16 protein-coding genes are annotated in these 18492 nt (G+C 44.9%); 11 read left to right on the forward strand and 5 right to left on the reverse strand.

The annotated features are described in order from the left end of the window. The first annotated feature begins 5 nt into the window (after positions 1-5). The 3 genes from L0992_07690 to L0992_07700 all read left to right on the forward strand — a co-directional run bounded on the left by L0992_07690 (position 6) and on the right by L0992_07700 (position 5165). Positions 6-3722 carry an AAA family ATPase gene (locus L0992_07690; protein ID XGB68554.1) on the forward strand — a complete coding sequence of 1239 codons (3717 nt, stop codon included), beginning with the start codon at positions 6-8 and terminating at the stop codon, positions 3720-3722. Positions 3723-3985: 263 nt separating this feature from the next. Then, the gene (locus tag L0992_07695) at positions 3986-4144 is read left to right on the forward strand and encodes a DUF2256 domain-containing protein (protein XGB68555.1); all 159 of its coding nucleotides are present in this window, start codon (positions 3986-3988) and stop codon (positions 4142-4144) included. Positions 4145-4262: 118 nt separating this feature from the next. Continuing rightward, a complete protein-coding gene (locus L0992_07700) occupies positions 4263-5165 on the forward strand; it encodes a serine protein kinase RIO (GenBank protein XGB68556.1) in 903 nt (300 codons plus the stop codon). Between the two features lie 93 nt (positions 5166-5258). Here the strand turns inward: L0992_07700 and L0992_07705 are convergent, their stop codons facing one another. The 4 genes from L0992_07705 to L0992_07720 form a co-directional block, all read right to left on the reverse strand. Next, positions 5259-5999: an SDR family oxidoreductase gene (locus tag L0992_07705; GenBank protein XGB68557.1), complete on the reverse strand. Its 741-nt coding sequence runs from the start codon at positions 5997-5999 to the stop codon at positions 5259-5261. Continuing rightward, the gene (locus tag L0992_07710) at positions 5999-7558 is read right to left on the reverse strand and encodes a cryptochrome/photolyase family protein (protein ID XGB68558.1); all 1560 of its coding nucleotides are present in this window, start codon (positions 7556-7558) and stop codon (positions 5999-6001) included. The genes L0992_07705 and L0992_07710 overlap by 1 nt, the downstream gene beginning before the upstream one ends. Continuing rightward, complete coding sequence (locus L0992_07715) at positions 7555-8916, reverse strand: DASH family cryptochrome (protein ID XGB68559.1); 1362 nt, start codon at positions 8914-8916, stop codon at positions 7555-7557. Before L0992_07715 ends, L0992_07710 begins: the two co-directional genes overlap by 4 nt. Before the next feature lie 193 nt (positions 8917-9109). Beyond that, positions 9110-9532 (reverse strand): universal stress protein, encoded by a 423-nt coding sequence (locus L0992_07720; GenBank protein XGB68560.1) that lies wholly within the window; start codon positions 9530-9532, stop codon positions 9110-9112. Positions 9533-9767: 235 nt separating this feature from the next. Here L0992_07720 and L0992_07725 point away from each other — a divergent pair, with 235 nt between their 5' ends. The 3 genes from L0992_07725 to L0992_07735 all read left to right on the forward strand — a co-directional run bounded on the left by L0992_07725 (position 9768) and on the right by L0992_07735 (position 11639). Then, positions 9768-10904 carry a PcfJ domain-containing protein gene (locus L0992_07725; GenBank protein XGB68561.1) on the forward strand — a complete coding sequence of 379 codons (1137 nt, stop codon included), beginning with the start codon at positions 9768-9770 and terminating at the stop codon, positions 10902-10904. Positions 10905-10955: 51 nt separating this feature from the next. Continuing rightward, complete coding sequence (locus L0992_07730; GenBank protein ID XGB68562.1) at positions 10956-11093, forward strand: hypothetical protein; 138 nt, start codon at positions 10956-10958, stop codon at positions 11091-11093. Positions 11094-11171: 78 nt separating this feature from the next. Next, positions 11172-11639, forward strand: coding sequence for a GNAT family N-acetyltransferase (locus L0992_07735; protein XGB68563.1), 468 nt, complete (start codon positions 11172-11174; stop codon positions 11637-11639). Between the two features lie 21 nt (positions 11640-11660). On the opposite strand, the gene L0992_07740 is transcribed toward L0992_07735, so the two are convergent. Further along, the gene (locus L0992_07740) at positions 11661-12446 is read right to left on the reverse strand and encodes a 4'-phosphopantetheinyl transferase superfamily protein (GenBank protein ID XGB68564.1); all 786 of its coding nucleotides are present in this window, start codon (positions 12444-12446) and stop codon (positions 11661-11663) included. Positions 12447-12685: 239 nt separating this feature from the next. Here L0992_07740 and L0992_07745 point away from each other — a divergent pair, with 239 nt between their 5' ends. From L0992_07745 to L0992_07765, 5 genes are all read left to right on the forward strand, one after another. Beyond that, entirely contained in the window at positions 12686-13465 is a 780-nt protein-coding gene (locus tag L0992_07745) for an ABC transporter ATP-binding protein (protein XGB68565.1), read from the forward strand. Then, positions 13462-14400, forward strand: coding sequence for an ABC transporter substrate-binding protein (locus L0992_07750; GenBank protein ID XGB68566.1), 939 nt, complete (start codon positions 13462-13464; stop codon positions 14398-14400). The genes L0992_07745 and L0992_07750 overlap by 4 nt, the downstream gene beginning before the upstream one ends. Beyond that, positions 14397-16373: a Fe(3+)-hydroxamate ABC transporter permease FhuB gene (gene fhuB, locus L0992_07755; protein XGB68567.1), complete on the forward strand. Its 1977-nt coding sequence runs from the start codon at positions 14397-14399 to the stop codon at positions 16371-16373. Before L0992_07750 ends, fhuB begins: the two co-directional genes overlap by 4 nt. Positions 16374-16541: 168 nt before the next feature. Continuing rightward, positions 16542-18197, forward strand: a complete 1656-nt coding sequence (locus L0992_07760; protein XGB68568.1) for a multidrug ABC transporter permease/ATP-binding protein — start codon at positions 16542-16544, stop codon at positions 18195-18197. Between the two features lie 59 nt (positions 18198-18256). Then, on the forward strand, positions 18257-18469 hold the full coding sequence (locus L0992_07765) for an MbtH family NRPS accessory protein (protein ID XGB68569.1): 213 nt from the start codon (positions 18257-18259) through the stop codon (positions 18467-18469). Positions 18470-18492: the final 23 nt, after the last annotated feature.

The raw sequence follows: 18492 nt of genomic DNA on the forward strand, positions 1-18492 counted from the left end.
CGAGTATGAAGATTTTAAGCTTAGAATTTGAAAACCTAAACTCTTTGAAAGGGCGTTGGAAGCTCGATTTTACCCAATCGCCGTTTGCAGAAAATGGTCTGTTTGCCATTACAGGCCCAACCGGGGCGGGTAAAACAACCATTCTTGATGCGATCTGTTTAGCGTTATTCCACCGAACGCCACGTTTGAAGAGTATTGCGAAAGGCAATAACGAACTGATGACGCGCGGTACTGGCGAATGTTTTGCTGAGCTTGAATTTGAAGTTCAAGGTAAAACCTACCGTTCCAACTTCCATCAAAAACGTGCCCGCGGTAAACACGATGGCGCATTGCAAACACCGACTTGTGAATTTGCGGATGCCGACACCGATAAAGTCTTAGAAACCATGTTAACCAAGAAGACCAAGCTGGTTGAACAGGTAACGGGTTTGGACTTTTCACGCTTTACTAAATCGATCATGTTGTCTCAAGGCGAATTTGCTGCATTCCTCAATGCCAATGCAAATGATCGTGCCGAGCTACTCGAAGAGCTAACAGGGACTGAAGTTTATAGCCTAATTTCAGAGCGTATTTACGATCACTTTAAATCGAGTGAAGAAGCACTGAACCACCTGAAAGCGAAAGCCGAGGGTGTAAGCTTATTGTCTGAAGAGCAAATTCAAGAACTCACCACGGAACGAGAAACCCTTGAAGCCGAACAAAAGCGTTTAGCCGAGCAACTCAAAGAGTGGCAAGCCCACCTTAGCTGGTGGAAAGACGTGACCAAAGCGCAACACACGATTGCGACGAGCGAGCACGACTTAAAAACTGCGCAGGATGAATTGCAACATAACCAAGCATCGTTGGCACGCTTGGCAAATAGCGAACCAGCTGAAAAACTACGCCCGCTGCATAAAGATTTAAAGCGTTGCGAGCAAGAGGTAAGTACCACTCAAGCTAACCTAAATAACAGCACTAAATTACTGGCAGTTCGTGACGCGGAGAAACAAGACGCACAAGCGAAGCTGACTCAAAGCAGTTCCCTTGTCGAACAGGTAAAAAACGAACAACAAGATCAAGAGAAGATCATTGAGCAGGTTCGACCGCTAGATAATCAAATTGCGGTGCTTAAAGACAAGCAATCTGCTGCAGTTAATTCTGCGAATGCACTCAATGAGCAACACTCGCAGCAGCGCAATCATCAGCTTGTATTAACGCAGCAGATCGATGAGTTGAAACAGCAAGAAAAGCTTAGCTCTGATTACTTAACAGTACACCAAGCCGACCAACAATTAGAAAAATACTTAGGCCAGTGGCAAGCCAAGGTCGAGCAAGTTCGCGGTTTAGAACGTCAACATTCAGAGCAGTTAAACTCGGCTAAGCAAGCTTTGTCGGCTCTTGATACTCAACAAGCGGTTATCAAAAGTGCGCAACAAGCTAAAGAAACACAAGACCAAACCTTAGCTGAATTGGTGGTGACAGAAAACAATACCAAGCAGCAATGGGAAGCCTTACAAGGCAATACCAGTGAACAGGTGTTACATACTCAAAAAGAGTTGTTGGAGTTCTGGAATCGCAACACGCACTCGTTACTGGACATTAATCGTAGCTTTTTAAACGCCCAGCAACAGCTTGGGGCTAAAACTCAAGCGCATCAAATTAATACTCAGCAAGTTGATAAGCTATCGAAAGAACGCGAAGTGTTAGTCGAACGATACAAAGAGAAAGAGACATCGCTTGAACGCTTAACCTTGTTGATTGCGCAAGAAGGGGAACTGGCAAAATACCGAGCAGCTCTAGAATCTGGATCTGAGTGCCCACTCTGTGGTTCAACAGATCATTCGATTGAGCAGTCGCAAGATATTGCAAACTTGGTTGCTCAACAAGAGCGTGAAAAGCATGAGTTAGCAATCATCAAGAAAGACGGTCAAGAGCATCGTCAACAACTGGATTCTCTTGCTCCTATGATTACCGCGTTTAATGATGACATTCTGCGCGCTCAAACGGACATTCAACAAGCTCAAATGAACTGGCAAGGCATAATTGGTAAGCTTCAACAGAGTTTGTCTGATTTCCCTAACGTGGCTCCAGAGTTGGCATTGTTAACGGTTAACGATTTAGGTAACGAAGCTGCCGTGACGATGTTCGCTGAGCAATGTGAGCTTCAACTTAATCAAACCTTGCAACAGTTGAAAGCACTCGTCGAAGCTAAAACTTTGTTTTTTGAAGCCGAGAAACAGCGTTTATCAGCGAGTTTGACGGCAGACAAAGCGCAAGCAAATCTAGAACTGGCCGAGCAACGCTTAGCTGATCTCAACAAACAAAACCAAAGTGTAAACGAGCAGATAAACCACACGGCTCAACAGAAAGATCAACAATGGAGCTCGCTAAAAGAGAGTATTGTTGAAACCTCTATCGAAGCGCCTGAACTTGAACACATTGACGCTTGGTTCGCTGAAAAGCTCCAAGCATCAAACACATGGATGCAAACAAAACAACAACACGCCGAACTAGAGAAGCAACTGATTACTCAATGTGCTGAGCAAAAAACGCTGGATGACAAGCTAAGCAGTGTGCAGAAAGAGCTGGATACGCTGACAAAAGAGAGCGAATCGATAGCGGCGGAATTGGCTCGCATCGGCTCGGAAAGGGCGCAGTTGTTTGGTGATAAAGACATTCAAACTGCCAGCAATGCGATGAAGCAGAAAGTGGCGGATGCGGTCACTGCATTTGATGCCGCTCAGGTGGTTGTTAACCGCTGTGAACTGGAGCATCGAACCGAGCAAACCAAACATATAGGTTTCTCTGATGAATTAGTGAGTAAGCAATCAAGCCACACGCAAGCAACGACTGCTTGGGTCGAAGCTTTACAAGCGAGCCCATTCGAATCTGAAGTTGATTTTGAAGTCGCACTGTTAGACGAAGAAGTTCGAACTCAACTGCAACACCTTAAGAAGTCGTTAGACGAAGCGATTGTTAGTGCGCAAGCAAGGTTAAACACCGCTAAAGCAGCTCAAGCGGAGCTACAAAACCACGACAACGCGCAAACATGGCAAGAGCAAGATCAACAGCAAGTCGAAGAGGCAACGATGGAATGTCAAAACGCGCAACAAAGCCATGCGACGAAGGTCGGTGCGATTTCTGCCAATCTTGAAACGGATCGACAGAATCGCAGTAACCAACAAGACTTGTTCAAGCAGATCTCTGAACAACAAGTTGAGTTTGATGATATCTCTCGTCTGAACTCGTTAATTGGCTCAAAAAATGGCGACAAATTCCGTAAGTTTGCACAGGGACTAACGCTGGAAAATTTGGTGTATTTAGCGAACAAGCAGCTTCAGCGTTTACACGGTCGTTATGAGTTAAAACGTAAAGCAGACGATGGCTTAGAGTTGCAGGTATTGGATACCTGGCAGGGCGATATGATGCGTGATACCAAAACTCTATCAGGCGGCGAAAGCTTCTTAGTGAGTTTGGCGTTGGCATTAGCACTTTCTGATCTTGTGAGTTACAAAACCAGTATTGACTCTCTGTTCTTGGATGAAGGGTTTGGCACGCTTGATAGTGACACATTGGACATCGCACTGAATGCGCTCGATAACCTGAATGCGTCAGGCAAGATGATTGGCGTCATCAGTCACGTTGAAGCACTGAAAGAGCGAGTGCCTGTTCAGTTGAAAGTGACGAAACACTCTGGTCTTGGTGTCAGTGAGATGGAGAAGCAGTACAAAGTTGTTGCGTAGATTCTAGGCATGTTATTCAGCCCAGAAACAAAGATAGAATAAGCAGATCCCCGACTCAGTCGTTCCTCCTTCTCGAGGATGACGGAGTCGGGAGTGGTCATCAATCACTCTGTCGTCACTCCCAAAAGCCGGAACGAGCGTAATAGGGAGTCTGGAGTGGGTCACATTACCTTCGTCATTCCCTAAAGCGAGGGAGGAGCGTAATAGGGAATCTCGCTGTTTAGCAAGTTGATGGAGAGTATCTCACACAGAAGGAATCGGGCATGCACAAGAAATCACACCTCCCAACGAAGACATGTCCAGTTTGCAACAAACCTTTCTCGTGGCGTAAAAAGTGGCAGCGTTGTTGGGATGAAGTCATCTATTGCTCTGAACGGTGTCGTCGTCATAAACCTAAGCCTTCACAAGATCCTTCCATATAAAACCCTACTTTCATAACTCCAAATTGAAGTCTTACTTTCGTTTCTGTTTCATTTAATAAGTCTTTAATCGCTTATCCCTTCATTTCTTAAGTTTATATTTCTATCTGTAAGATAAGTGATGTATAAAGGCGGCATGAAGATACCTAAAAGAATACAGCCTTTAGTTGACGATGGTTTAGTCGACGAGGTGACAAGCCAACTTATGAGTGGCAAAGAAGCATCGGTGTACATTGTACGCTGCGGCGATACGATCCGTTGTGCCAAGGTATATAAGGAAATTAGCCAGCGTAGTTTTAAAAAAGCCACGGCATACCGAGAAGGTCGAAAGGTGCGTAATAGCCGCCGAGCGAGAGCGATGGAAAAAGGCTCTGGTTTTGGTCGCGAACAGCAAGAGAAGGTGTGGCAAAGCGCTGAAGTAGATGCTCTGTATAAGCTAGCCGAAGCGGGCGTTCGTGTGCCTGTCCCATATGGTTGCTTTGACGGCGTGTTGCTGATGGAATTGGTTACGGACGACGAAGGTTACGTGGCTCCAAGACTTAATGATGTTGTGATGTCACCCGAGCAAGCTATTGAAGATCACGCAGTGATGATGACCTACGTGGTTAAGATGTTGTGTGTCGGTTTGATCCATGGTGACTTGTCTGAATTCAACGTATTGGTTGATGAGTACGGTCCGGTGATTATCGATTTACCACAAGCGGTTGATGCTTCGGCGAACAACAATGCCGAGTGGATGCTGACTCGTGATATCAATAACATTCGTGACTATTACGCGCAGTTTGCACCTGAATTGGCGAAGACTGAGTACGCCAAGGAAATGTGGGCGCTCTATGAAAAAGGCGACCTGAAGCCAGACAGCAAGCTAACTGGCGAGTTTACAGAAAGTGATGCTTTGGCAGACATCGATGCAATTATGCATGAGATAGACGCGGCCAGAATTGAAGAACAACATCGACGTGAACGTGCTAAGGAAGAGAAAGACGGAGTGGACGAGAGTAAGTTTAATTGGGCTGAATCTTAAGCTTTTACGCTATTCTTTGTTCCGAACCATCTCTTCTTAAAACGAATTAACCCAACAGAACAACTGCTCTGTTGGGTTTTCTTTTATTCGTTCTTACCAAGTCAGTTGTTCACCATCGTATGCGTAAAAATGCCCGCTCTGTTCTGGTGTCGCAGTCCGAACAATATCGACCAATTGATGGGCAACATAACTAGAATCAAACAGCTTTCCTTGTGGTACATTGTTTTGGAACGGCTTCGATAGAGCGGTGTCAGTTGTCCCAGGGTGCAGCGCTAACACAGTGCCTTTCTTGAGTGTTCGTTGCCATTCGATCGACATGGTTTTGATGAACATGTTCAGCGCGGCTTTAGATGAGCGATAGCTGTACCAACCGCCTAATCTGTTATCTGAAATGCTGCCTACTTTAGCTGATACCACGGCAAATTTTGGATTGTCGCTGGCTTTAAGGATTGGGGTGAAGTGCTTAGCCAATAGCAAGCTAGGTAGGGTATTGACGGAGATGTTTTTCAAAAAGAACTCGGGGTCGATAGACGATAGATTCTTTTCTGGCCCTAAGTCTGGCGTATGCAGTATACCGACGCAGTTTATTAACCAATCCAATCTTTCGAATTGCGTGCTGAGCTCTTTTATATCGTTTTCGTTGGTCGCATCGACTCGATGCCAATGTAGCCTGTGATCTTCTAGATCAGGTTGTTGTGAGCGATAAGTGGCGTCGACATGCACATCGAGAAAATCAAAGCGCGACAGCTCAGACAATAGGTGATTAACCACGGCGAAACCGATGCCGCCACTACCACCAATAACCAATATGTGTAATCTGAGTTGCTCCACCATTATAAGTCCTCCAAGTTAGTCAGTCGTTGTTCTGCAGTATCAAGTATTACTTGCTGGTCTTGTTCGTCCATGTTGTCCCAAGAGCGATACAACATCCCCATTCGAGGGTTGCGGTTTAATGCTTCACGGTGTTGATTCATAAAACGCCAATACAAGCTATTGAATGGACACGAGCTTTTACCACTGCGTTCTTTAATCTGATAGTGACAGCCTTTGCAGTAGTCACTCATGCGATTAATGTACGAACCGCTGGCAGAGTATGGTTTGGTTCCTACGATCCCGCCATCCGCAAACAGTGCCATACCTCGCGTATTTGGCATTTCGACCCATTCAATGGCATCAACGTAAATGCCAAGGTACCAACTGTCGACTTGGTCGGGGGCGATGCCCGTGATTAAGCAGAAGTTGCCAGTGACCATGAGCCTTTGAATATGATGCGCGTAAGCAAATTCTAATGACTGACCAATCGCGTGCTTCATGCAGTTCATTTTGGTTTGACCATCCCAGAAGTAATGCGGCAATTGACGGTCGGCGGCATAGTGGTTTTTGTTGGCGTACGCAGGCATGTTCGCCCAATACACCGCACGTATGTATTCACGCCACCCCAGAATTTGACGCACGAAGCCTTCGACTTGTGCAATATCGATAGTTGCAGCGTTTACCTTGGAAGATGCTTGGTAGGCGGAGAGTGCAGCATCAATGACTTCTTTGGGGCTAAGAAGTTTGCTGTTCAACGAGAACGAAATGCGGCTGTGATACAAGCTCCATTTAGAGTCGTGTTCTGTGGTCATAGCATCTTGAAAGTGTCCAAATAGCGGCAGACAGACTTGGCAGAAGTGAGCAAGCAGAGACAAGCTTTGCGCACGATTGACTGGCCATAATAACTGGTTACCCACTTGTCCTATGGTTTCTACATGATGGCGCTCGATCCTTTCTAAGATAGAGGAGATATCGTTCGCAAACATCAAAGGCTGGGGCAGGTTTTCGATGTCTTGCTTCTTAAGCTTCTTACGGTTGTTTGCGTCGTAGTTCCATTTACCTCCGACCGGCTTTCCGTCTTCTAATAGAATATCAAAGCGTTTTCTCATTCGACGATAGAAGTGTTCCATCATGATGTGTTTGTCTTTCGGAAACTGCTGTTCAATTTCGTCAAATGGGAGAAGGAAGTGCTCTGTATCGCAGCACCCTTTGATCGCTTTGGATAACTTAAGCTGGTTCAACTGCTGCAAGAGGCGGTATTCGTCGGGCCTTTGGTATTCGAACTTTTCAGCGTCAAACTCATGTGTGTAGTGGTGTAGCAATGCATCGAGGTTATTGAATTGTGCCGTGTCATCCAAGGTTAGGTGTAATACTTGATGGCCGCGTTGTGTCAGTTCCTCAGCGAAGTAGCCCATAGCAGAGAAGAACGCAGCGACTTTCTGTACGTGTGACGCGACGTAGTCTGTCTCTTGTTTGAGCTCTGCGATGATGTAGATAACGTCATCGTTAACTTGAGCGAACCAAGAGTGCTCGATGTTGAGTTGGTCACCCAAAATAAGGCGCACGGTTTTGTATTTCATATTACGTCCTGGTATCTAGGTGAGGCTGAAGCTTCGTCTTCACGGTGCCATTTGTTGATAAATATGTGCTCTGGGTCATACATCTCTGTCTGCTTAACTAAATCGAAATGGCGTGATTTAGGTTGCGCTTGATTGGCACTGGCTTGCTTGTTGGCCTGACTGTTTGCTTGAGAGTTGAGCGCCCCGGCAATATACGCCCAGTTACCCCAGTTTGATGCCACATCATAGTCTATGAGCTGACTCTCAAAGTAAGCCGCGCCATGTCGCCAATCGATCCCTAACTCATAAATCAAACAGCTCGCGACAAGCTGTCTTCCTCGGTTAGACATATAACCGGTGGCGTTAAGTTGGCGCATACAGGCATCGACAATCGGGTAGTTGGTGTTGCCACTTTTCCATTTAGCGAAACAGAGGTTAGATGTTGTTGAGGTGTTTTGATTATCGGGCTCATTGTTTGCCCCGAACAGTGACGACCCTAGCGATAAGCCTTTCCAATAGAAGTACTCGCGCCATAACAACTCAAAGTAGATCCAATAAGTTGAGTCGTTTGCTCCGTGTTGCGCTTCAAACTGTTTTAATTGGCGATAGATTGTTTTTGGTGAAACACAGCCAAGTGCCAACCAAGGCGAGAACTTGGTTGAATTTTCAATGCCATCAAACGCATTCCGTGTCTGTTTGTAAGAGCGAGCATGGCTCTGTGAGAAGTAGTGTTTTAAGTGCGTTAAACCTGCTGTTTCTCCACCTAGGTATACCGAAGAGTGTGGGCTCTCATTTAGAATATCAGACTGGTCAGATAGAGATGCGGGAGCGGGTGGAAGGTGAGAAATGACCGTTTCAGAAGTATCAATGTCCATGTGTTCAACTTGCATTCTGAACTTGGTAAACGAGCGTGGAAGTTTTGATAAGTCAAACGGCAGTTCATCTTGTTCAAATAGGGTGGAGTGGTGCGACAAACTGGATATTAAATTTGGGTGTTTATCTAATAACTCGTTTGTTAACGATCGTTCATCGTATCCACAGTGTGCGCTTGCGAAAAAGTGTGTGACGTGTTGTGAAGCAATGACATGACTGAGCGTTTGAATGGTTGTATTGGACTCCAGTCGGTTCTGACTTACAAGAATGAGTTTTTGTCCAAGGCCTTCTAAATTCGCTGCAAGATTGACAATTGACTGCGAAATGAAATCACGACGACGAAAACCGTATTCATAGTGTTGGGCGAAGTCTGCGGAGAATTGAGATAAGCTAGGTTTTACAATTACGCAGATGAGTTCGTCGACACTCTGTGCTGCATGATGGAGTAGTAGGTTGTCATTGATTCTTAAGTCATTTGTAAACAGATAGAGGCCAATCTTTTTCATTGCTTACACTCGTTATTTTTAATTATTAGACGCTTACGAGTTGATGGGCTGACAAGATCACAAATGATTTCAGCCAGTGAATGATAGTTAGATTGGGTTTAAGAAGATGATTTAATAAGGGTAGGATGAGCCAACCAATAATACCGATAGAGGTTGGCAAGACAGGGTTTTTCTAAGGTGTTCGTTAAAGCCTCTATTCCATAGGAACGACTAGAATATCGATAGGAGAGGTGTCGATGATCTGTTTCGAATGGGAAATAAGCTTATGCCAAAAATCATGGTGGTGACCACACATCAATAGGTCGACGTTGTTTGCTTCGATGGTATTCTTGAGTTTATCGTTCAAATCGCCCGTACCCACGAAAATATGCTTGATAGGGTGCTTGGCATAAGCCTCAAACTCTTTCAGATGATTAACTGCATCTTCATTGATGGGTAAATCACCGTCGTTTCCTTGAATATCAACGAGTTCAGGATAAATTTCACCATGAGTACCGTCGATATAAACAAACGAAATACCCGCATCGAGTTTATCGGCGAAGAAAGCCGCTCTATCAATAAGTACTTTGGTGTCTTCAGATAGTTCAACGGCGACTAGAATATGTCGGTATTCCATAATTTAAGCCTTTTATTGTGGGTTATGTATCAAGCATAGTTTTTGTTGGCGCAAATGATATCGAAGATGTCTCATATTGCGCAAAATCATCATTCAAAGATCTTCTAAGTACCCCCGTATTTATATCGCTTTGATTGATAAGAAATTTACAAAAGGTTGTTATAGTGGTTCGAGCGTTAGCTTATGCTAGGAGATAGGCTCGACAGTTCAACGCGCCATTAACGAAGAGGCATCAATGACAGCATTACTTACCATTCCCACTCGAACACTCGGCTTTGATTACGATATTGAGATCAGTGATTGGTCGCAAAAGCTCGTGGGCTTTCATGTGTTTGAAGATGGTAGACGCCCGCTCGATGGTGGCATTGGGTTAAGTCTCAATCTTGTGGAACAGTTTGATGTTAATGGTCGCTGGTTAGAATCCTTGCCTGCTCGTTATCGTGAAATCACAGATGACTTTCCCGAGTATCAGTATCAAATGCTATGGTTGGCTGCGAACACCTATGAAGCGGCGCAACTGCTTGAATTAAGACCCGTTATCTTGGCGCTGATCTGTATGAAATACAGTGTCGATAATCAGAAAGCATTAGAACTGAGCCGTTTAGGACAAAAGAAGATCTTAGCTAAGTTGGGTTTGGACAGCAGCAAAGCGACCCTAAAATTTATTGATAAGCTAGAACTGCACTACAACGTTGGCGATGAGCTCGACCACATCGTTCGAATCCTTGAGCCATTACAAAGACGCGTTCTTAAGTTTAAGCACTATTCAAAGGTTGGCTACACAGCACTGCGTTTGGACCAAGTGCACCCATTTTTGACGGGCAGCCGACTCGGTATTGCAATGGTTGAAGAGGGTCGACTCAATGCTCCATCGAAGATGGCGATGTTCCAAGATGCAATTTTGTTAGGGCAAGATTTAGAAATCGATGATCCGCTGCGCTCTATCACCAGTCAAAACTCGTTCGCGATGTTTGAGCAACTGCATGATAGATGGACGGAACAGCGTCAACTGCGTCGTTTAGAAGGCAGTCGCCCAGTAGACATGGATATCCCTTATCCTGTACCTCTACTTGGTAATGACAACATCCACCCAATTACCGATTACTACGACCTCGAGAAAGAGGGCATCGAGCAAAAACACTGTATAGGCGTGTACCATAATAGAATCATGAGTGATCGCTATGTGGTGTTTAGAGTGTTGAAACCTCAGCGTTTGACCATAGGCTTGCGACGTGTGCCGAGCAAAGTGTTTCCGTTTGAGATTGACCAAATCTGTGGCAAAAGGAATGCACCGCCGTCTGAATCTGCTTTGCAAGTTATCCATGATTGGTTAGAAACGAGTAAGCAAAAGTACCCTAAGTTATTTTCGTGAATAAGTTATCGTCGTGATTAAGTTATCACGTGAAGTTGAAGGAAAATCAGTATGCATCAGCAAGGCGATTTATGTCCTCATTGTGGTTTGATTATTGTTATGCCAACTGACTTACAAGCCGAATGCTTAGGCTGTGGGGAAGAGATAAATCAAGAGCCAGACGATGACCGTTATGAGGAAGAAGAGTAGTGATATTCGTCTTCTGTCTCTACATTAAAAGTCATGATTTACAGACCCATTTATCCAGTATTTGAAAAGGAATTTTGAATGCAGAAAGTCGTCTTCAGACAATGTGATCAACACTCACCACACTGGCAACAGCTCGAACGTCTTTTTCAAAGCGAATGGGCGGATTTTGAGTTTAAAACGGCCTATCCAGAGCAATCAAACCCCGACAATATTCAATTGCCACCTGTACTCGTAGTGCTTCGCGAAAATATCGTGATTGGCGGTTTGGCGTATTCCCATTTTCAAGAACCTCATCAAGTGAGGGATGTGGTGTGGATCAATGCCGTTTATGTGGATGAGGAATGGCGCGGTCAAGGTATTGCGAGTGAGTTGATCAAGCGTGCGGTCGAGCAAATGCCAGGTTTCTATCAGTCTGCAGCGTCACAAGATTCAACGTGTGATCTTTACGCCTACACTAACATTCCATCTCTGTATCTCTCCCTTGGCTGGTCAACCGTCGATATAGAAACCGATCCCGACCATCATGTAATGAGCATTCCTATTTAAGTTGGTTAAGCAGCGTAATTGCTATTTGTTGAGTTGGTAGTAACACACGGTAAAATACGCTTGCTGTTGTTCTAAGTACCTGTATTGACAGGTCACTGCACTCAAATTAGCTTCTGCTACACTGTCACTTATGATGCTACGAGTGTGCAAAATGACTTGTTGTGATAATGCAAACTTAACGGCGTCTTTATCTATCGAGATCAGTGTCGCTGAGCCAAAATCTAAGCCGATAGTCACAAACCGAGCCAATGCTTTATAGATGGCTTCCTTAGCCGAGAATAGCAATGTCACAGCTTCTGAATGAATCATCCCAAACTTCACCATAAGCTCTATCTCGTCAACGTTTGCCACCATGTTTCCGATATCACGACACACGTCATTTGTTATTAGGTGTTGAATATCAATCCCGATGCTTTCTCTGTTTGAATTACGAGAAGGTAAAACCGTAATACAAGCCAAGTCTTCACTGTGGGAAATTGAACCCACAACACCTGAAGGCAACGTTGGGCTTCGATCAATGCTTGGCTCAAGCCTCTGATGTGCAAAGCCCAGTTGTTGTAACTCCTTCGCGACCAAATAACGCCCTGCAAAGTATTCGGCCTTCCTTTTGTCGACCGAATGAGTAATTGCGATGGGGCAGTACACGTTGGTGATATCAAATAGCTTGTCTTTGAAGTGCCGATTATCAAACTGCGCGATAGGGATATCAATCTCTTTATCTTTAAAGCCCAAGTCTGTTTTAAAACAGAATTCATCGACCACAAACGGATGATCCAGTGGTAATGGGTGAAAGGTGCTGTTCTTCATTGGCTTAACCATTTTGCAACAAGGTGAATAATCCTTAACAAGCGTATGTGATTGATCGTAAGAACGCTAACCCTTTAAATTATAGTGGAAAAGCTCGTATGGTATCTAGTTTAATCTAAATGAAAATCGTTTGCATTTGAATTTTTGCAAGTGTATAAAAGCGTGTCTGTTAATGATTTTATGAATATGTTCGTATTTCATTAATTTTTTAGTGAATGATGTGTTTTAAGGTTGAAGATATGCTCGAAGCAAAGGGACTCGGTTTTAGCGTAGGAGATAAGCAATTGCTCAAGACATTTGATGTGTCGTTTGAGCAAGGAAAAATTTACGCTTTAGTTGGGCACAACGGCTCCGGGAAATCGACCTTATTAAAGTTGCTAGCAAAGCAACAGCACGCCACTTCTGGTGATATTTTTCTTAAAGATAAACCTGTCGCTAAGTGGTCAGATAAAGATTTCGCTCAGCAAATTGCCTACTTACCACAACATTTACCCGCAACAGATAGCCTGTCAGGCAAAGACCTTGTGAGCTTTGGTCGTTACCCTTGGCATGGCTTATTAGGTCGACTTTCAAGTAAAGATAAGCAATACGTTCAAGAGGCGATGCAACTCACCGACACAACACAATACGCGGATCGTTTAGTTGATACTTTGTCGGGTGGTGAACGCCAGCGTGTGTGGCTTGCGATGTTGTTGGCTCAGCGCACCAAATACCTATTACTCGATGAGCCGCTAGCTGCGCTCGATATTGGTCATCAGATTGAAATGCTGACATTGATTAAGCAATTGAGTGAAACGTTAGAGATCGGTGTGATCATCGTGATACACGATATCAACATGGCGGCACGCTTTTGCGATCATATCATTGCCCTTCATAGCGGGGAGCTATTGGTCGAAGGCGCGGTTGATGAGGTGTTCAAAGAGTCGATATTGAAAGACATCTATGGTGTACCTATGCACATTACTCAGCACTCGGCGGGTTACCCAGTCGCGATGCCAGGTGATTTGGAGCCAGCATGATGTTCAAACAGTCTTTTCAATCAATATTTTATCGCTCGCACGTTACTCGTACTCTTATCTCAAGTGTCGCCATCTCGAGTTTGCTGGCATTTTCTCCACTTTCGTTAGCCAAGCAAAATACTCCTGAGATGAATGATGATGATCGACCTCGATTGGTTTCTATCGATTGGACTCACACTGAAACGCTTTTGGCATTGGGCGTTGTTCCTGTCGCGGTAGCGCAAATACCAGATTACAACTCGTGGGTAAGGTCTCCTCAAATCCCCCCAATTGTTGCTGATGTTGGCTTACGAACGCAACCAAACCTTGAACGTATTCATGAGCTCAAACCCGACAAAATAATACTCTCGCCAATGTTTTCAACGTTGGAGACTCAACTAAGCAAAATTGCCCCTGTCACGACCATTGGTTTGTACCGAAGCGGTGATGTCGATTGGTCAGCGTTAGAAACGGTTACTCGAAAGTTAGCTGAGGTCTCTGAAAAACAACCTCAAGCTGAAGTTTTGATTAAGGGAGCGAATGCTGAAATGGATCGTTTAGGATCTCAGCTACCCAAAAATGCGCCTGCAATGTTGATGGTGCAATTCATGGACACTAATCACGTTCGCGTCTTTGGGGATAACAGCCTATACAAAGCTTCAGTAAACAAGATTGGCCTTGAATCCGCATGGAAAGGGCAAACCAACGCTTGGGGTTACAGTTTGGTTGGTGTCGATCAGCTTATTGGCGTTAAAGGACAAATCGTGATTATTTCTCCAATGCCAGCGGGAACAGAAGAGAGCCTTAAAGCAAATCAGTTTTGGCAATACATTGTGAAAGAGTCGGGCTACCCCGCGTTACAGGTTCCAGCGGTGTGGAGCTTCGGGGCGATACCTTCTGCAACACGCTTTGCAAGGTTCATTGTTTCTGAGTTGAACCAAGGAGACGTGTTATGAGAGCTCTATCGTTTGGTGTTTTAACACTATTAATGCTTTCTACATTGGCTCTAATTGGCCAACACTTATCTGTGTCTCAGTTCGGACTGAGCCGACTTTCTAGTTTGTGGAGCGTTGATTTTACCTCTCCAGACTCAGTGAAACTGCATTTGGCTTGGTGGCCGAGGTTATTCACCACGTTGTTATCTGGCGCAGCGCTCGCAGTGGTGGGTGTCTTGATGCAACAGGTGCTCAGAAACCCTTTAGCTTCGCCGTCTACGTTAGGTGTCGCGAGCGGTTCAAGCTTTGCGCTTATGTTGGCAACGCTTTATGCCCCTTGGCTTTTAGAATGGTCTTATTCGCTAGTAGCACTTGTTGGTGGCGTAACTACGATTGGTTTGGTATTCGTATTGTCTTGGCGACGCGCGTTGTCTCCAACCGTCGTGATTGTGTCTGGCTTGGTCGTGAACCTCTATTTTGGTGCTGTCAGTACTGTCTTGTTGATGATGAACCAAGACAAACTGAATGGCTTAATGATTTGGGGCGCAGGTTCATTGGTTCAAACCGGATGGGAAGATGTTCAGTACTTGGCTCCACGCTTAGCGATCGCGACTCTGATGGCGTTTCTGTTCGTAAAACCACTGAGTTTGCTTCAATTATCAGAGCAGGGCGCTAAGAGTTTAGGTGTTTCATTACCTAAGTTAAGAGTCGCTTGCCTCGGATTAGCAGTATTGCTAACGGCTTGGGTTGTTAGTGCTGTGGGTGTTATCGGGTTTGTCGGTTTAGCCGCGCCAGCGCTAGCGCGTTTAATGGGTGTACACCGTTTAGTACCTAAGTTATTGGTTTCGATGGTACTTGGTGGTCTGTTATTGAGCCTTACTGACCTTTTTATACAACAACTGCCGGGCATTATGTCGATGTTTATCCCAACAGGTGCGGCAACCGCAGCCTTGGGCGCGCCATTGTTGTTGTGGTTATTGCCAAAGTTATCAATGAAAAGCCAATCACAAACCCAGACCGTCCTAACGCGCCACAAGGAAGTAGCAACGCGTTTAAACAAACATGCCGTGGTGTTGGCGAGCCTAGCTATTGTGCTGTCGCTGGTCGTGTTTAGTTTGTTCTCTATACAAACTGAAGGTTGGCGTTGGTTATTTCAAACTCAAGACTGGGCAATGCTTGAATGGCGTTTACCTCGATTAACGGCAGCGGCATTGGCGGGCGGCATGTTGGCGGTCGCTGGCACGATCGTTCAACGCTTGAGTGGTAATCCAATGGCGAGCCCTGAAGTTATCGGTATCAGTTCGGGCACGGCGTTAGGGTTGATCATCGCGATCTTTGCCGGGCTTGGAAGTAGCGTTATTGGCTTATATGTTGGTGGGTTCATTGGTGCGGTATGTACTTTGGGCATCATTGTACTGCTCAATCAGAAGTCTGGCTTTCAACCTGAAAGAGTGTTGCTAACAGGTGTCGCAATAACAGCGTTAATGAATGCAGTACAGAGCTTTGTGTTAGCGGGTGGCGATCCAAGAAGTTATCAAGTTTTGGCTTGGTTGGCAGGTTCAACGTATTACGTTACCGAAGCAACACTTGTTCCGTTATTGATATCTTCGGTTGTATTTATCTCGTTAGGTTTTCTCTGTGCGCGATGGCTGGATGTGTTGCCACTAGGGCAGGCGAGCGCGCAATCTCTTGGGATAAACGTACCAAAATCTCGAATTCTGTTGTTAGTGCTGGTGGCCTGCTTAACCGTAAGCGCAACACTGGTGGTTGGCCCGTTGAGCTTCATTGGGTTGATGGCGCCGCACATGGCTAGGCTTTTCGGATATAGCCGTGCCAAAGAACACCTTATTTGCTCTTCGCTAATCGGTATGGCATTGATGTTGTTCTCAGATTGGCTTGGTAGGCAATGGCTTTACCCACAAGAAATTCCAGCAGGTTTAGTGGCTTCGATTATCGGAGGCATGTATCTGATGTGGGGGCTGAGAAGGCTTTAGTGTAATGATGTTGATGACACCGTTTTGATTGCTAATTGCTAATTGCTCGGTGGTGTAAACAACGCAGAAACAAAACAACAAAGTCACTTGGTTAGGCTTAAACGGGATTACCTTGTCAATTTATTGATAATGATAATCACAATAATAATTAATTAAATGGTATGTGAGATGGGATTAATCCTATTACTGGCTGAAAAACAGAAAAAGTCATTGTCCCTTGTGATCTTGTTAAGTATTGCGAGCGCGTTTCTTAGTGTTGGGGTAATTGCGTTTATTCAGCACAAGTTACTTGAGAGTAGTGAGCCACTTTCTAACACCTTGCTCCAGTTCACCTTGTTGTTGGTTGGTCTGTTAGTGACAGCCACTTTCGCACAGGTCGCACTTCATAAATTGGGCCATAAGTTCGTTTACAACAAACGTTGTGAATTGGTTTCTCAACTCTTGAATACCGATATCGAACAAGTTGAAAAAGTAGGAAGTGCAGGGGTGCTTGCTTCACTGAATACCGATATTCGAAATATCACTATCGCATTCGTACATTTACCTGAGTTGATTTATGGCTTAGTGCTAACAGCGGTGGCTTTGGCCTACTTGGCTTTTTTGTCTATGCCATTGTTTGGTATTAGCTTATTAATGCTCACTTTAACGGGTGTTGTTGGCTATATGCTCGTTACACGCATCACCAAGCACGTTAAACAGGTTCGTGAATATGACGACAAACTGTATCACGATTACCAGTCTTTGATTGACGGTCGTAAAGAGCTCTCGTTAAATCCATTCAGGGCTAAACGTTACTTTGATGAAACTTTTTCGGCGAATGCGGAAGGGTATCGAAAAGAAGTGACACAAGCAGACATCTTAAATGGTTTTGCAGCCAACATGGCGAACACCGTTGTATTGGCGTTAATCGGTTTGAATTTTTACCTTGCGACGGGTTTGGGGTGGGCGTCACTGGAAGTCGCTTCTACGTTCGCCTTAGTTGTGCTGTTCATGAGAACGCCATTGATGTCGGCAGTCGGCTCAATTCCAACACTGATCACCGCCAACATATCGATGAAGAAGTTGTCGTCGTTAGACTTGAGCACCGAACTTAGCCTCAACCCGAAGCTCGCGCAAACCAAAGTATTCAATTCACTAGAACTCGTAGGAGCCAGCTATCGATATCGTTCAGATTCTGATGGTGACTCTTTTGGTGTAGGCCCGATTGACTTCAAGATCGAACGTGGTGAACACATCTTTATTATTGGTGGGAATGGTAGCGGGAAATCGACCTTTGCTCGCCTTCTAACAGGGCTTTACCGACCGCATTCTGGTCAGGTTTATGTCGATGGTAACGAAGTAACTCAAGAACATTGGCAAGACTATCGCCATCAATTCTCAGCAGTGTTCAGTGACTTTCATCTGTTTCATCAAATCGTCGATGGTGAAGGCCAAGAGATCGAAAACCAAGATATTGATGAGTGGATGATACGACTTGAAATGGCGCACAAGGTCGAACATCACCAAGGTAAGTTGAGCGACGTGAGATATTCGCAAGGTCAGCGGAAACGACTGGCATTGATGATGTCAGTACTCGAAAAACGTGGATGTATTCTACTTGATGAATGGGCCGCTGATCAGGACCCAAGATTCAGAAAACTCTTTTACCGCCAGTTACTTCCGCTACTTAAACAGCGTGGTGTGACGGTTATCGCGATTACTCATGATGACGCTTATTTTGATGCCGCAGACCGAATTTTTAAAATGGATACCGGCAATCTGATTGAGCTGAGTAAAGGGAATTTAGCTCAAGCGCACCAAGCTCTAGAAAGTGTTGTCGCTTGAGTTTTTAAGAGCCAAGTTAGGTTCAAAACTAAAATAAAACAAAGTTAGTTGAGGAAAGAATGAGTATTGATAGCCCAAATACAGAATTTACCGTTGTTATAAACGCGCAAGAACAATACAGCATTTGGCCAACTTATCACTTAGTGCCAAACGGTTGGACTGAGGTTGGAGTAAAAGGCAACAAAGAACATTGTCTTGAGCACATCCGTAAAGTTTGGACCGATATGCGCCCGAAAAGTTTACGCGACGCGATAGCTGCCCTAGAAAACTAAACCCATTTAGCTTTAAGCCAATA

The sequence above is a fragment of the Vibrio pomeroyi genome, assembly GCA_041879425.1.
GTDB classification, from domain to species: Bacteria; Pseudomonadota; Gammaproteobacteria; order Enterobacterales; family Vibrionaceae; genus Vibrio; species Vibrio pomeroyi_A.